Source organism: Frigoribacterium sp. VKM Ac-2859, assembly GCF_013204925.1.
Classification (GTDB): Bacteria; Actinomycetota; Actinomycetes; order Actinomycetales; family Microbacteriaceae; genus Frigoribacterium.
The window spans coordinates 282,941-296,928 of record NZ_JABMLC010000002.1; the positions used below are offsets into that span (position 1 = coordinate 282,941).

Here is a 13,988-nt window from a genome sequence, read left to right on the forward strand (position 1 = left end):
ACGGGCGCAGGAGGCGCGGGTCAGGTCCGCTCGACGGTGCGGAGGCCCGGGGGCAACTCGATCGCCCCCGTCTCGAGGTGCCCGACGCGCGAGACCTCGGGACCCAGGAACCGGCGGGCCAGGCGCAGGAACGACTTCTCGTCGGGCCCGGTCGCCTCGAACTCGTGGTGCGGCTCGCCCCGGTCGGTGCGCTCGAGCCCGTGCTGGACGAGGGTGCGGTAGACGTCGGCTGCCGTCTCTTCCGCGCTGGACACGAGACGGACGTCGGGGCCCACGACGTACTGGACGGCCGCCGACATGAGGGGGTAGTGCGTGCAGCCCAGGACGAGGGTGTCGATGCCGGCGTCGCGCAGCGGGGCGAGGTACCCCTCGGCGACTGCCCGCAGCTCGGGGCTCGACGTGTCGCCCGCCTCGACGAACTCGACGAAGCGGGGACAGGCCTGCGTGATCAGCTCGAGACCCGCGGCCGCCGCGAACGCGTCCTCGTAGGCACGCGAGTTGATCGTGCCCTCGGTGCCGATGACGCCGATGCGGCCGTTGCGCGTCTGCTGCACCGCCGCGCGCACGGCGGGCTGGATCACCTCGACGACGGGGATGCCCGCGCCGATCGTGTACCGCTCCCGGGCGTCGCGCAGCACCGCGGACGAGGCGGTGTTGCAGGCGATGACCAGCAACTTGACGCCCTGGGCGACGAGGTCGTCCATCACGGCGAGGGCGTAGCCGCGCACCTGGGCGATCGGCTTCGGCCCGTACGGCGAATGGGCCGTGTCGCCGACGTACCGGATCGACTCGTGGGGGAGCTGGTCGATGATCGCCCTCGACACGGTCAGGCCGCCGACGCCGCTGTCGAAGACTCCGATGGGTGCGTCCGTCACGACCACGAAGCCTACCCGGCGCGAGCCGCGACCCCCTCGACGACCGGGCGAGCCTAGGCTGACGGTGTGACCAGCGCACTGTTGACCGACCGGTACGAGCTCACCATGGTCGAGGCCGCCTTGAAGGCGGGCACGGCCCACCGCGACAGCGTGTTCGAGGTGTTCGCGCGACGTCTGCCCGAGGGGCGGCGCTACGGCATCGTCGCGGGCACCGGTCGGTTCCTCGAGCTGCTCGCCGACTTCCGGTTCGGCGACGACGAGGTGGCCTGGCTGCGCGAGGCGGGGGTCGTGGACGCGACGACCGCCGACTGGCTGGCCGACTACCGGTTCTCGGGCGACATCTGGGGTTACGCCGAGGGCGAGGTCTACCTGCCGGGGTCGCCGCTGCTGGTCATCCAGTCGACGTTCGCCGAGGCCGTGCTGCTCGAGACCCTGGCGCTGAGCGTCTTCAACTACGACTCGGCCGTGGCCAGCGCGGCGGCGCGCATGGTCTCGGCCGCCGACGGTCGCCCGCTCGCCGAGATGGGCTCACGGCGGACGGGCGAACGCAGCGCCGTGGCCGCGGCCCGGGCCGCCTACATCGCGGGCTTCGGTGCCACGAGCAACCTCGAGGCCGGCCGGTCGTGGGGCGTCCCGACGATGGGCACCGCCGCCCACGCGTTCACCCTGTTGCACGACACCGAAGAGGACGCCTTCCGCGCCCAGGTCGACACCTTGGGGCCGGGCACCACCCTGCTCGTCGACACCTACGACATCCCCGAAGCCGTGGCCACGGCCGTCCGGGTCGCCGGGCCGTCGCTCGGGGCCGTGCGCATCGACAGCGGCGACCTGCCGTCGCTGGTGGGCCAGGTCCGCACTCAGCTCGACGAGCTCGGCGCGACGGCGGCGAAGATCACCGTCACGAACGACCTGGACGAGTACACGATCGCCGCCCTGCGCGCGGCCCCGGTCGACTCGTTCGGCGTCGGCACCTCGGTCGTCTCGGGATCGGGCCACCCGGCCGCCGGCATGGTCTTCAAACTGGTCGCCCGTCGCGGCGACGACGGCGAGTGGGTCTCCGTGGCGAAGAAGTCGGCCGACAAGGCCTCCGTGGGTGGACGGAAGTCCCCCGTGCGCGTCATCGTGGACGGGGTCGCCACCCGCGAACTCATCCGCGTCGGGTCGTCGGAGACGGCGTCCGGTGAACGGTCGCTGCACGTCCCGCTCGTCACGGCCGGCGAGATCGACGCCCGGCACACCGGGCCGGAGGGTGTCGCTCGCGCGCGCCTCCACCGAGCCGCGGCCGTGGCCGAGCTACCCGACCAGGCGCTGCGGCTCGGTCGTGGCGAGCCGGTCGTGCCGACCGTCTACGCGTGATCAGGCGCCGAGCTCACTCGGACGTCATCTTCTCGTAGATCTCCCTGCAGGTCGGGCACACCGGGAACTTCTCGGGGTCGCGACCGGGCGTCCATTTCTTGCCACAGAGCGCCTTGACGGGCTTGCCGCTCAGCGCGGACTCCATGATCTTGTCCTTCTTCACGTAGTGCGAGAAGCGCTCGTGGTCGCCCGGGTCGATCGCCTCGTCGTTCAGGAGCTTCTCGAGCTCGCGGTCCATGACGTCGAGGCCGCCGCCCGTCTGCGTGTCAGTCATGCAGACATCGTACGTCGACGTCGGCTCAGCTGCGGAGGGCGAACGCCAGCAGCTCGGGAGCCCGCCGCGAGAAGACCCGGGCACCCAGGGCGACACCCGCGACCAGCACGACGAGTCCGATGCCGACGCCGAGGACCAGCGCCCACGTGCCGCCCGCGGGGTAGCCCGTGATGAGCCCGCGACCGGCGAACCAGAGGGCGGGTGCGGTGGCGAGGACGGCTCCCCCGATCATGACGGTCTGGGCCCATGCCGCGGTCGCGCCGTTCGACTGCGGCTGCTGGAACGGGTCGTCGTGCGGTCGGACCGTGGCATACGGCAGGAGGGCCGACACCAGGCTCGAGAGACCGAGGCCGCTGAGGAGGAAGCCGGCGCTGACCCCCAGCTCGGACGGCAGGGCCTGCCAGTCGCCGAACAGCCAGGTGGCGACGACCGACCCGAGCACCACGAGCGGGACGCCGATCAGCAGAGGAGGCGCGAGTCGCCCCACCCGGTCCGCCAGACCCCGCGTGTCGGACGCCACGTGCATCCAGAGCGCCGTGCTGTCGTAGGCCACGTCGTTGTGCGGCAGGAACCCCAGGATCAGGCACATGATCGGCACCGGGACGAGGGCCAGCCAGTTCCAGCTGACTCCCGCGATGCCGAGGGGGACGACGAGAAGCGGGAGGAACGGGATGATGACGAGCGACATGCGGTAGCGGGCGTCACGCATCCAGTAGGTGAGGCTGCGGCCCGCGACGGCTCCGGTCGGCGAGGCCCTGACGTACTCGAACCACCCGAGTCCGTCGCCGTCGTCGACCTCCTCGGGCTCGGGTCGGTCGACGAACGCGCGCGCGACGAGTGCCCGCCAGGCGAGCCAGAGCGCCACGAGCGTGACGGCGGCGATGACGACGTCGGCCACGACGCGACCGGTCTGACCTGCGGCGACATGACCGGGGAGCGCCAGCGCGGCTCCGAAGGGAGTCCAGGCGAGGGCGTCCGCGACGACGCCGGTGCCCGAACGGCCGGGCAACGAGAGACGGACGAGGTCGACGATCACGGGCACGGCGAGCAGCACGACGAGCACGGCACCGACGAGTGCGAGCTCGCGACCGCGTCGGGAGGTCAGGACGACGCTGTTCAGCGTCGAGGCCACGAGGGCCAGCAACAGCGCGGTGACGCCGGCGACGAGTGCCCCCACGACCGCGACGGCGGCGACGCCGGTGCCCTCACCCCAGGCCCGGACGTACCCGGTCGAGAGGACCAACAGGGCCAGCGTGGGGAGTCCGACCGCGGCACCGAGCGCGAGTCCGATCGCCGCCCGCCCCTCGGGCACGCCGAGGACGGCGAGGCGGCGGGGGTCGCTCCAGGCAGGACGGACGGTCGCGAAGGGGACGACGGCGAATCCGACCAGCAAGAGGGCTCCCCCGCCGACCGCGAGGGCGCGCACGTCGTCGAGGGGCGCATCACGCAGGCCGCTCACGAGGCTCGCGACCGCGATGGTCGCGATCAACACGGCCAGCACGGACGCGACGGCGACGGTCAGTCGGCGGGGCCCGAAGCGGACCGTGTTACCGATCGTCTGGAGCCTCAGTCGGAGAAGTTCTGCAACCATTCCATGCCCTCCGTGACCGCGCGCCCGCCGGCGAGCTCGACGAAACGCTGCTCGAGGGAGCGTCCGGCCCGCACCTCGTCGACCGTGCCGCTGGCGAGCACGTGGCCGTCGACGATCACCGCGACGCTGTCGCAGATGCGCTCGACGAGGTCCATGCTGTGGCTCGAGAGCAGCACCGTCCCGCCCCCGGCCACGTAGCGCTGCAGGACGTCCGTCACGGTCGCGGCCGAGACGGGGTCGACCGATTCGAAGGGCTCGTCGAGGACGAGGACCCGGGGCGAGTGGATGATCGCGGCGGCCAGGGCAATCTTCTTCGTCATGCCCACGGAGTAGTCGCTGACGAGACGGCCGAGCGCGTCGTGGAGCCCGAACGCGGTGGCGAGGTCGGAGGAGCGCTTGCGCGCCGTCACGCCGTCGAGCCCCCGCAGGGTCGCGGAATAGTAGAGGAGCTGGGCACCCGTCAGCCGGTCGAAGAGCCGCAGGCGGTCGGGGAGGACGCCGAGGCTTCGCTTCGCCGCGGCCGGGTCGCGCCAGACGTCGGCCCCGAGGACGGTCACGGTGCCGGCGTCGGGACGCAGGAGACCGGTCACGATCGACAGGGTCGTCGTCTTGCCGGCCCCGTTCGGACCGACGATGCCGTAGAACGACCCGGCCCGCACCTCGAGATCGACGTTCTCGACGGCGACCGTGCCGCCGTAGCGCTTCATGAGCCCCGAGATCGACAGCACGACGGGCGCCTCGACGTCGACCTGACGGGTCGGTCGGACGTCGCCCTCGCTGTCGAGGGCCTCGGCGGCCTCGACGTCGTCGGCCTCGGTCTCGGCCTCGGGGACCTCGACGGTGGCCTCGTCGTCCGGGGCGGTCGCGCCGGCGGTCGTCGGTGCGTCGGCGGCGAGCGCGTCGTCCGGGGCGACCGCCGATTCCTCCTCGGCCGTCAGGGCGTCGCCGAAGTAGTCGTCGGCCGAGACGGGGACGACGACCGTACCGTCCGTCGTGGCACCCGCATCGGCGAGTTCGGCGACGACCTCTTCTTCCGCGGCCTTCGCCGCCGCCTCGGCCCGGGCGCGCGCGTTCGCGGCACGGGTCGCCGCTGCCTTCTTGGCCGCCGCCGACCGGTCGGCGGCGGTGCGCTGCGAGGGTTTGCGGGGCGACGCGGGCTTCCGGGGTGCCGGGGGCTTGCGCGCGGTCGACGACTTCGTCACCGGGACGCGGGGCGTCGCGGCCTCCGTCGACTCAGCCGTCCCCTCGGCCACGTCCCCCGCGGTCGTCGAGTCGTCGTCCACTGTGTTCTCCCCCTGGTCGGACGCGCCCACCGCTCCGACCGTGTCGTCACCCGGTGTCGAGTCGGGGGCGATGTCACCCACTTCGTCCTCGCGCCGTCCAGCCATCGCCCCACCGTACCAAGGCCGCGACGCCGACCGGTCGACGGGTGACTCATATCACGAAACGGACACGCTTCGGGCACGGTCCCTGGCCGCTCCTGGCCCCATCGGGTAGTCTGCAACAGCACGACGACGTGTCCAGATCGATGCTCCGCGGTGAACACCGCTCGAACACGAGGCGAATCGCACCCAGAGACGGGTCCGGTCCGCACCGCCGGGGCCACCGCAGAGCCCGTCCCGCATGGGCTCGCCCCTTGTGAGGAGACCAGCGTGAGCAAGAACGACACGAACCACCGCCAGCAGATCGTCATCCTGGCCGCCGGGCTCGGCAGCCGCCTCGGCCGCTCGTTGCCCAAGGCACTGACCGAGCTCAGCGACGGCCGCACCATCATGCAGCAGCAGTTCGACAACATCCGGGACGCCTTCGGGCCCGACGCCCGGGTGACCGTCGTCGTGGGCTACAAGTTCGAGCACATCGTCGAGGCGTTCCCGTCGGCCTCGTTCGTCTACAACGAGATGTACGACCAGACCAACACGTCGAAGAGCCTGCTCCGCGCCCTGCGGGCCAGCGCCTCCGGTGGCGTCCTGTGGATGAACGGCGACGTCGTCTTCGACCCCACGGCCCTGACTCGCGCGGCCCGCCTGGTCCGCGACGACCAGTCGTTCGTCACCGTCAACACCTCGAAGGTGTCCGACGAAGAGGTCAAGTACACGACCGACGCCGAGGGCTACATCGCCGAGTTGTCGAAGCAGGTCAAGGGTGGTCTGGGCGAGGCCGTCGGCATCAACTTCGTGTCGAAGGCCGACAAGGCGACGCTCATGCACCAGCTCTCGAAGGTCGACAACCAGGACTACTTCGAGCGTGGCATCGAACTGGCCATCGGCCAGGACGGGCTACGCTTTGAGCCCGTGGACATCTCCGACCTCTACGCCGTCGAGGTCGACTTCGCCGAAGACCTCGAGCGCGCGAACCTGTTCGTCTAAACCGAGCCGTCTCCCGACGGCTGCGCGCCGGTGCCTGGTGTCCTGAACGAGAAGGACGTCCGTGAGCACTGACCTGGCCGAACGGCCCCGTCGTAGCGGCTTCGCGCGGTACCGACAGACGCTGTGGCTGCTGACGAGCCGCGACCTCAAGGTCCGGTACTCGACGTCGAAGCTCGGCTACTTCTGGTCGATCCTCGACCCGCTCGTCATGTCGGGCATCTACTTCTTCGTCTTCTCGGTCGTCTTCAAGCGGTCGGTCGGCGACGAGCCGTACATCGTCTTCCTGCTCTCGGGCCTCCTGCCCTGGATGTGGTTCAACGGGGCGGTGTCCGACAGCACCCGGGCGTTCATCCGCGAGGCGAAGCTCGTCCGGTCGACCAAGATCCCCCGGACGATCTGGGTGTTCCGGCTCGTCGGCTCGAAGGGCATCGAGTTCACCCTCAGCCTTCCCGTCCTGGCCTTGTTCGCCGTCGTGGGCGGCGCGCACCTGCAGTGGCAGGTGGTGTTCTTCCCCCTGGCCATGGTCATGCAGACCGTGCTCGTCGCCGGGGTGGGGCTAATCGTCGCGCCGCTCGTCGTGTTCTTCCGCGACCTGGAGCGCGCCACGAAGCTCGCCCTCCGGTTCGCCTTCTACGCCTCGCCCATCATCTACGGCACCCAGGACCTCCCCGAGAGCCTCCACCTGCTGGCGGCGTTCAACCCGTTGAGCGGCATCTTCGGCCTCTACCGGTCGGCGTTCTTCCCGGAACAGTTCGACCTCACCGAGGTGCTGGTCGGCGGAGGCGTGTGCGTCGTGGTCCTGGCGGTCGGGCTGCTCGTCTTCCGAGCCAGCGAACGTGCCGTCCTGAAGGAGATCTGATGACCGTCGCCGGACCTCGCCCCGTGATCCGCGTCGACGGGGTCGGCATCCGCTTCCGCCGCAACCGACGTGGCCGACGGTCGTTCAAGGACCTCTTCGCCGACAGCGGCAGGCGGTCCCGGCCGGGCGAGTTCTGGGCCCTGCGCGACATCAGCTTCGAGGTGCAGCCGGGCGAGGCCATCGGCGTCGTGGGACGCAACGGCCAGGGCAAGTCGACGTTGCTGAAGCTGGTGGCCGAGGTGATCCTGCCCGACACCGGCACCGTCGAGGTGACGGGCGGCGTCGCGCCGCTCATCGAGATCACCGGTGGCTTCGTCGCCGACCTCACCGTCCGGGAGAACGTGTACCTGACCGCCGGCCTGCACGGCATGTCCCGCCCCGAGATCGACCGGCGCTTCGACGAGATCATCGAGTTCGCCGAGATCGGCGACTTCGTCGACACGCCCTACAAACACCTCTCGAGCGGAATGAAGGTCCGCATCGCGTTCGCCGTCATCTCGCGGCTCGAGGAGCCCGTCGTGCTGGTCGACGAGGTGCTCGCCGTGGGCGACAAGGCGTTCCGTGAGAAGTGCTACGCCCGGATCGGCGAGATGCTCGCCGACGGTCGGACGCTCTTCCTCGTGTCGCACAACGAACGCGACCTCAAACGGTTCTGCCGACGGGGCCTCTACCTCGACAAGGGCGCCCTGGTGTTCGACGGCCCACTCGACGACGCCCTGGCCCGGTACGCCACCGATCACCCTCCCCGCCCCTCGGCGTAGGGTCGAGGCGTGCCCGAACGCAGTCAGCCCCACAGCCCCGACCACGACGCCTCGACGGCGGACGGACGACTCGTCGCCCGTGACGCCGGGAACTCGACCGAGTACCACTACCAGACGTCCGCGCCCGACAGGTCCGAGGACACCGCCTGGGTGCGCCGTCTCGACAAGCTGCTGGCCGTACAACGTCCGGTGGTCGTCAAGCACGTCGCCACGCTGCGCCGTCGGCACAAGAAGGCGACGCCACAGAAGCTGATCACCATCCTCGAACGCGAGTACCTCGCCGCGGTGACGACCGGCGGGGCCGCCGTCGGGGCCAGCGCCGTGATCCCCGGTGTCGGCTGGGGCGTGTCGTTGGCCCTCTCGGGTGTCGAGACCGCGGGCTTCCTCGAGGCGAGCGCCCTCTTCGCGCAGTCCGTGACCGAGGTCCACGGCATCGCCGTCTCGGACCCCGACCGCGCCCGGGCCCTCGTCATGGCGATGCTGCTCGGCGGCCCGGGTGCCAGCCTCGTCCGACAGTTCGCGGGCGAGGCCATGGGGACGGCCCCGGCCAGGACCGCGTTCTGGGGTGAGCTCGTGACCTCGAAACTGCCCAAGGCGGCGATGAGTGGCCTGACCGACACGATCCGCAAGCAGTTCGTCCGACGGTTCGCCGCGTCGCAGGGGGCTTCGGTCCTCGGCAGGGCCCTTCCGTTCGGCATCGGTGCCGTCGTGGGAGGGACGGGCAACCACCTCCTCGGACGCAAGGTCGTCACGACGGCCCGCACGGCGTTCGGTGCGGCCCCTGCCGAATTCCCCCTCGACCTGTCGCTCTGACCGTTCCCCTCGCCAGGGCGACCCGGCGTCCGCGAGGCGGCCACGCGGGCCTCGCGCGAGGCGGCGATCCGGCCCCTGACGGGTCCTCCCCAGTCAGCCGTCGTCCACAAGAACGCGCGTCGACCCGCGTCGGTCGCTCCTAGGGTCGACGACATGACGACGTCGACCCTTGCCTACACCGTCCCCTTCAGCCTCGACCGCTCCCGCGCACCCCGCGTCTACCGGCTGGTCAACGACTCCCCCGAGACTGTGACGGGCGTCAGGGTCACCCTCGTGGGCACCGGGCTCCTCGTCCCCGTCGCGACCAACCGACTCGACCCCGCCCAGTCCGTCGACCTCTGCGTGCTGGGCGTCGAACTGAGCCGGAGTGCGATCGCCGTCGTGCGATGGTTCCGGCCCGGCGGCGACGAGTACCTCTGGCGGTTCAGTTTCTGAGCCTGGTCGACGGAACCCTGGCCGACGAGCCCTTCCCGTGAGGTGGCGGGTCAGCTGCTGAGCCGAGCGCGTCTCTCGGCGACGTAGTCCGCAGCCGTGAAGGCCTCGAGGACGGGCGGCAGGTGATCGGCCCCGAGGTCGGTGACCAGCACGCCCGGGTCGACCCCGAGCACGACGGCGAGACGGACGATCGTGTGCAACACGGGGTTGCCGATGCCGCGCTCGATCTTTCCGTAGTTGGACACGTTCATGCCCGCCAGGTGCGCCACCTCGTCCTGGCTCAGCCCGAGGCGCAGACGCTCGTCACGGATGCGTTCTCCGAAGAGGCGGGCGGCGGCGGACGTCGGTTCAGGCATGCCTCATGGATACGCTGCTCAGCGTCTGACATCCAGAGTCCACGGCACCGAGACATGAAAGCCTTGGTGCCCCAGACCCCTCGAGTCTGGTGCCGGGGGTCAGAGGTCGGACGCCTCCGCGTCGCCGGCCTCCTGGTCGGCGTCGCCCGCCGAACCGGTCGAACGTGGGTCGTCGATCGACGGTCGGCGCGCCGCGTAGTCGTCACGCAGCTGCACGAGGCGCGCCACCGCGCTCTCGAACCGATGCGTGGCCGCTCCGGGCGACGTGTCACCGAAGTGACGCCGGACCCAGTGCTCGAGGCGACCCCGCGCCTCCGGATCGTCGACGACCCGATCGACGAGGGCGACGATGTCGCCCGCACCATCGGCCGTCAACCACTCGGCGTCACCGAGGTAGCCCGATTCGTCGACGTCGGCCTCGACGGCGACCGGACGGGTCACGACGAGGGGACGGCCCGTGGCGAGGCGGTCGTAGACCATCGCCGAGATGTCGGTCACGGCGACGTCGGCCGCCGCCAGTTGCCAGCCGAGCTCGGGCCCCACGTCGTGGACGTGGTGGGCGTCGGGATCACGCGCGTTCGCCTCGCCGAGGGCCCGGATGATCGCCTCGTGCGCTCGCCGGTACTCGGGATCGAGCACGCCGCTCCGCGGATGCGCCCGGTAGACGACCCGGTGACGCCCCGAGGCCAGCAGGGCCCTAACGAGGGCGAGACCGTGCGTCGCGATCGACCCGTACGCGGCCGCGGGACGGTCACCCTCCCAGGTCGGGGCGTAGAGCACGACGAGGCGGTCGTCGTCGGGGTAGCGCACCTCGCCCGAGAAGTGGTCGGCCTGCGGGCGTCCGATGGGCACGGCGCGCTTCTCGAGGTCGTAGTCCCAGAGCTTGGCGGCGAGGCGGTCCTTGGCGGCGTCGCCCGCGACGAAGGCGTAGTCGTAGGCCTTGAACTGGTTCGTCGTCATGTACATCTTGTCGCTCTCGCCGTGGTTGACGAAGACGTGCCACATGCGGCCGTACCGCATCATCTGGAAGTTCTTGGCGTTCTGGTTGACGTACAGGGTCAGGGCCAGCGGCTGAGCGGCGACGAAGTCCTCGAGGTCGGCCACCTTGCGGGCGTAGACCAGCGGTACCGGGCTCTCGTCGAGCATGGTCACCATGGTGCCCGGCGAACGGACGACGATGGCGACGGGGAAGGTCTCGGCCAGGTGGGCGAGAGGCGCGTACCACTGGCGGATCTGGTACATGTTGACGGCCGTGTCGGCGAAGTACACGGCGACGCGCACGGTGCCCGGAGCCGGCGTCACCGCGACCCGCGGGTCGCGCTCCAGCCGACGTCGACTGCTGCGGGAACGGACGGCCCGGCGGGCGAGGCTCCAGGCGAGCCCCAGGTCTCGGGTCAGCGGCACTTGCCCTCCTCGGGTCGGTCCGTCACCCGATCGGCGCCGGACCCCGGAAAGCCTAGAGGACCGGAGGTCGACCGGCCCTGGACATGCGGAGGACCGTTACCCAACCGATGGAGCGTCGACCGCCCGGCGCCTCTCGCCACCCCTCCACCCAGCCCGCGAACCAGGGCCGCAGGCGCTGCGGGGTGCGTGCCCAGCGCACCAGCTGGACCCCCGTCCAGGAGGCGACGTAGACGGGGACCAACGGCCAGGGCAGGTTGCGCTTGGCCAGCCAGACCCGGTTCCGGGCGTTCAGACGGTAGTAGTCGGCGTGCCGCGCCGGGTCGATGGCCGGGTGGTTCGCCACGAGCGAGCCCTCGTACCAGGTGCGCCTGCCCTGGGCCCAGACCCGCCACGCCAGCTCGATGCCCTCGTGCGCGTAGAAGTACGGCTCCCCCCAGCCGGCGCAGGCGTCGAAGACGTCGCGCGGCAGCAGGGTGGCCCCCTCCCAGACGGAGAACACGTCGCTCGAGCGGCGAGGGTCGCCCTTGCGCAGTCGAGGCGTCCAGCGGCGGGGGTTCGCGGCGCCGTCGGGGTCCACGACCCGCGGCTGCAGGAGCCCGATCTCGGGTCGGGCCCGCATCAACGCGACGGCGTCGGCGAGGAACCGCTCGGAGGGCAGGCTCGCGTCGTCGTCGAGGAAGAAGATCCACTCGCCCGAGACCGCTTCGGCTCCCCGGTTGCGGCCGGCGGGGATGCCCACGTTCTCGGCGAGTTCGAGCAGGCGGACCCCGGTCGGGACCTCGACCTCGGCGGTCGCGGCGTCTCGTCCGTTCACCACGCAGACGACGTCCAGCTCGACGTCGCGCTGGGCCAGCATCGTGGCCAACCCCCGAGCCAGGTCGCGCGGACGTCGCCCCTGGGTCAGGCTCACGACTCCGACCCGGGGCCGGACCTCGCTCAGGAGCGCACCCGCTTCGACGCCATGATGGCGACGAAGTGGCCGACCAACGCCAGCACCGACAACGGGAGCAGGGCGACGAGCAGGACGCGGTCGGGGGTGACACCGCCCACGACGAGGCCGACGATCGCGGCCAGGAAGACGAGCATGGTCAGCTCGACCGAGTGGTACAGCCGATGGAACGGCACGAAGCGCGCGGCGCTGCGCAGTCGGGACAGGAGGCGCCCGCTCGGTTGGGTCGCGCCTCCTCGTTTGTCTTCGAGCCGGGCGAGGCCCGCGTTCGCCCGGGCGACGTGGACCATGTCGTTGAGGGCCTTGTTGAGCACGATCACGAGGGCCAGGGCGAAGCCGGCGGTCGTCCAGAGGAAGTCCTCCGGGGTCTCGAAGGGGAACCCGGCGGCACGGACGCCCAGCACGATCGGGATGAGCGCCTCGGTCGAGTAGTGGCCGACCTTGTCGAGGAAGACCCCGGCCGGCGAACTCGTTCCGCGCCAGCGGGCCACCTCGCCGTCGCAGCAGTCGACGAGCATCTGCAGCTGGCCCAGCACGAGGGCGAGCAGGGCACCGGTGATGCCCGGCACGAGCAGCGACAGGGCGGTGCACCAGCCGACGAGGATCATCAACCCGGTCACGCCGTTCGCCGAGACGCTGGTCTTGAGCAGCCACCAGGTCAGGTAGGGCGAGACGTCGCGCAGGTACAGGGAGGCCGTCCAGTGCTCGGCGTTCGCGCGGCTGCGCACCTCGGGCGGCTGGGCGACGCGTCGCAGCTCGGCGATCGAGCTCGGTCTGGTGGGCAGCGCGGTCATCGGCGGCTACCTTCCGGTCTGGGCGGTGATGTTCTTCGTGAGGTCGAGGAAGCCGAGCACGAAGCCGACGCCCCACCCGAAGTGGATGGAAGGCAAGACTACGAGAAACCAGAGCCGGGTGCGGAGGTCGTCGCCGCGGGCGGCGAGCAGAGCGGCCGCGAGCACGAAGACGACGTAGACACCGGGTACGACGAGGGCGAGCGTGGCCCACCCGAGGGCGGTGCCGAGAGCGAGGCCGACCAGGCCGGTCAGGCCGACCACCAGGCCGAGCGCCACGCCGAGCACCATGGCGGGAGGGACCAGGTACCGCACGGTGTTCGCCTTGGGGAAGCGTCGGGCCAGTTCGCCCCGCCAGAGCCCGGTGGCGACGAACTGGCGCGCCAGCTTCCGCAGGCTCGGTCGCGGACGGTAGGTCACCACGAGCCGAGGGGTGAACCAGACCGTGCCGCCCGTGGCCCTGAGTCGGCGGTTGAGCTCCCAGTCCTGACCGCGCTTGACGCCCTCGTCGAAGAGGCCGACCTCGATCAGACGGTGCCGCAGGAACACCCCCAGGTAAGCCGTGTCGGTCGGCCCCTCGGCCCCACCGACGTGGTGCGGCGTCCCACCGAGGCCGACCCGACTGCCGTAGGCGCGGGCGACGGCCTTCTCGAAGGGGGTGCGCCCGACGGCGGCCATGATGCCGCCCACGTTGTCGGCCCCACTGCGTTCGAGGGTCTCGACCGCGATGCGCGTGTAGTCGCGAGGCAGCACCGAGTGGGCGTCGACGCGGACCGTGACGGGGTGGACCGACGCCCGGATGGCCACGTTGAGCCCGGCAGGGGTCGATCCGACGGGGTTGGGGATGCTGCGGACACGCGGGTCGGCCGCCGACATCTCGGCCACGACCTCGTTCGTGCGGTCGACGCTCGGACCGAGGGCCAGGATCACCTCGAACGGGCCTTCGTAGTCCTGGTCGAGCAGGCTCTCGACCGCCGCCCGGATCTCGTGCTCTTCGTTGAGGACGGGCATGACGTACGAGACACCGGGTCGGGTGGCGTCGCCTGCTTGCATGGATCGCGTTCCTCGGGCTCGTGAGCGCCGGGGAGGCGCGGGTCGGGACTGCGGACGGCCGCAGGGATCGTGGCGAGCTTAGCAACACGCCAACGGGGGCCGGGA

General features: G+C 71.1%; 15 protein-coding genes. 6 read left to right on the plus strand and 9 right to left on the minus strand.

Annotated features, from left to right (window positions below; genetic code table 11):
• Nucleotides 1–20 precede the first annotated feature (20 nt).
• Nucleotides 21–875 carry a glutamate racemase gene (murI, locus tag HQQ78_RS09220; RefSeq protein WP_173152677.1) on the minus strand — a complete coding sequence of 285 codons (855 nt, stop codon included), beginning with the start codon at nt 873–875 and terminating at the stop codon, nt 21–23.
• Nucleotides 876–980: 105 nt separating this feature from the next.
• Between murI and HQQ78_RS09225 the strand changes: the two genes are divergently transcribed.
• Nucleotides 981–2,231, plus strand: coding sequence for a nicotinate phosphoribosyltransferase (locus HQQ78_RS09225; RefSeq protein WP_207114073.1), 1,251 nt, complete (start codon nt 981–983; stop codon nt 2,229–2,231).
• A 13-nt stretch (nt 2,232–2,244) separates the two neighbouring features.
• On the opposite strand, the gene HQQ78_RS09230 is transcribed toward HQQ78_RS09225, so the two are convergent.
• Genes HQQ78_RS09230 through HQQ78_RS09240 form a run of 3 tightly spaced genes read right to left on the minus strand, consistent with a single transcriptional unit; the run spans nt 2,245 to nt 5,484 of the window.
• Nucleotides 2,245–2,505 (minus strand): DUF3039 domain-containing protein, encoded by a 261-nt coding sequence (locus HQQ78_RS09230; RefSeq protein ID WP_056048588.1) that lies wholly within the window; start codon nt 2,503–2,505, stop codon nt 2,245–2,247.
• A gap of 25 nt (nt 2,506–2,530) precedes the next feature.
• Nucleotides 2,531–4,096 (minus strand): ABC transporter permease, encoded by a 1,566-nt coding sequence (locus HQQ78_RS09235; protein ID WP_173152680.1) that lies wholly within the window; start codon nt 4,094–4,096, stop codon nt 2,531–2,533.
• On the minus strand, nt 4,072–5,484 hold the full coding sequence (locus HQQ78_RS09240; RefSeq protein WP_123571532.1) for an ABC transporter ATP-binding protein: 1,413 nt from the start codon (nt 5,482–5,484) through the stop codon (nt 4,072–4,074). The genes HQQ78_RS09235 and HQQ78_RS09240 overlap by 25 nt, the downstream gene beginning before the upstream one ends.
• A gap of 264 nt (nt 5,485–5,748) precedes the next feature.
• On the opposite strand from HQQ78_RS09240, the gene HQQ78_RS09245 reads away from it, so the two are divergent.
• The 5 genes from HQQ78_RS09245 to HQQ78_RS09265 all read left to right on the plus strand — a co-directional run bounded on the left by HQQ78_RS09245 (nt 5,749) and on the right by HQQ78_RS09265 (nt 9,330).
• Entirely contained in the window at nt 5,749–6,462 is a 714-nt protein-coding gene (locus HQQ78_RS09245; RefSeq protein WP_056048594.1) for an NTP transferase domain-containing protein, read from the plus strand.
• A gap of 61 nt (nt 6,463–6,523) precedes the next feature.
• Nucleotides 6,524–7,321: an ABC transporter permease gene (locus HQQ78_RS09250; RefSeq protein ID WP_173152684.1), complete on the plus strand. Its 798-nt coding sequence runs from the start codon at nt 6,524–6,526 to the stop codon at nt 7,319–7,321.
• Nucleotides 7,321–8,082 carry an ABC transporter ATP-binding protein gene (locus HQQ78_RS09255; RefSeq protein WP_123571534.1) on the plus strand — a complete coding sequence of 254 codons (762 nt, stop codon included), beginning with the start codon at nt 7,321–7,323 and terminating at the stop codon, nt 8,080–8,082. The genes HQQ78_RS09250 and HQQ78_RS09255 overlap by 1 nt, the downstream gene beginning before the upstream one ends.
• A gap of 9 nt (nt 8,083–8,091) precedes the next feature.
• Entirely contained in the window at nt 8,092–8,895 is an 804-nt protein-coding gene (locus HQQ78_RS09260; protein ID WP_342211740.1) for a hypothetical protein, read from the plus strand.
• Nucleotides 8,896–9,048: 153 nt separating this feature from the next.
• Entirely contained in the window at nt 9,049–9,330 is a 282-nt protein-coding gene (locus tag HQQ78_RS09265; RefSeq protein WP_173152687.1) for a hypothetical protein, read from the plus strand.
• Nucleotides 9,331–9,380: 50 nt separating this feature from the next.
• Here the strand turns inward: HQQ78_RS09265 and HQQ78_RS09270 are convergent, their stop codons facing one another.
• The 5 genes from HQQ78_RS09270 to HQQ78_RS09290 form a co-directional block, all read right to left on the minus strand.
• Entirely contained in the window at nt 9,381–9,686 is a 306-nt protein-coding gene (locus tag HQQ78_RS09270) for a helix-turn-helix domain-containing protein (RefSeq protein WP_056048603.1), read from the minus strand.
• Between the two features lie 99 nt (nt 9,687–9,785).
• Nucleotides 9,786–11,090 carry a CDP-glycerol glycerophosphotransferase family protein gene (locus HQQ78_RS09275; RefSeq protein WP_173152690.1) on the minus strand — a complete coding sequence of 435 codons (1,305 nt, stop codon included), beginning with the start codon at nt 11,088–11,090 and terminating at the stop codon, nt 9,786–9,788.
• A gap of 52 nt (nt 11,091–11,142) precedes the next feature.
• Nucleotides 11,143–12,030: a glycosyltransferase family 2 protein gene (locus HQQ78_RS09280; protein WP_173154752.1), complete on the minus strand. Its 888-nt coding sequence runs from the start codon at nt 12,028–12,030 to the stop codon at nt 11,143–11,145.
• Entirely contained in the window at nt 12,027–12,833 is an 807-nt protein-coding gene (locus HQQ78_RS09285; protein ID WP_173152693.1) for a CDP-alcohol phosphatidyltransferase family protein, read from the minus strand. The genes HQQ78_RS09280 and HQQ78_RS09285 overlap by 4 nt, the downstream gene beginning before the upstream one ends.
• Nucleotides 12,834–12,839: 6 nt before the next feature.
• Nucleotides 12,840–13,883, minus strand: a complete 1,044-nt coding sequence (locus HQQ78_RS09290; protein ID WP_173152696.1) for a glycosyltransferase family 2 protein — start codon at nt 13,881–13,883, stop codon at nt 12,840–12,842.
• Between the last annotated feature and the right edge of the window lie 105 nt (nt 13,884–13,988).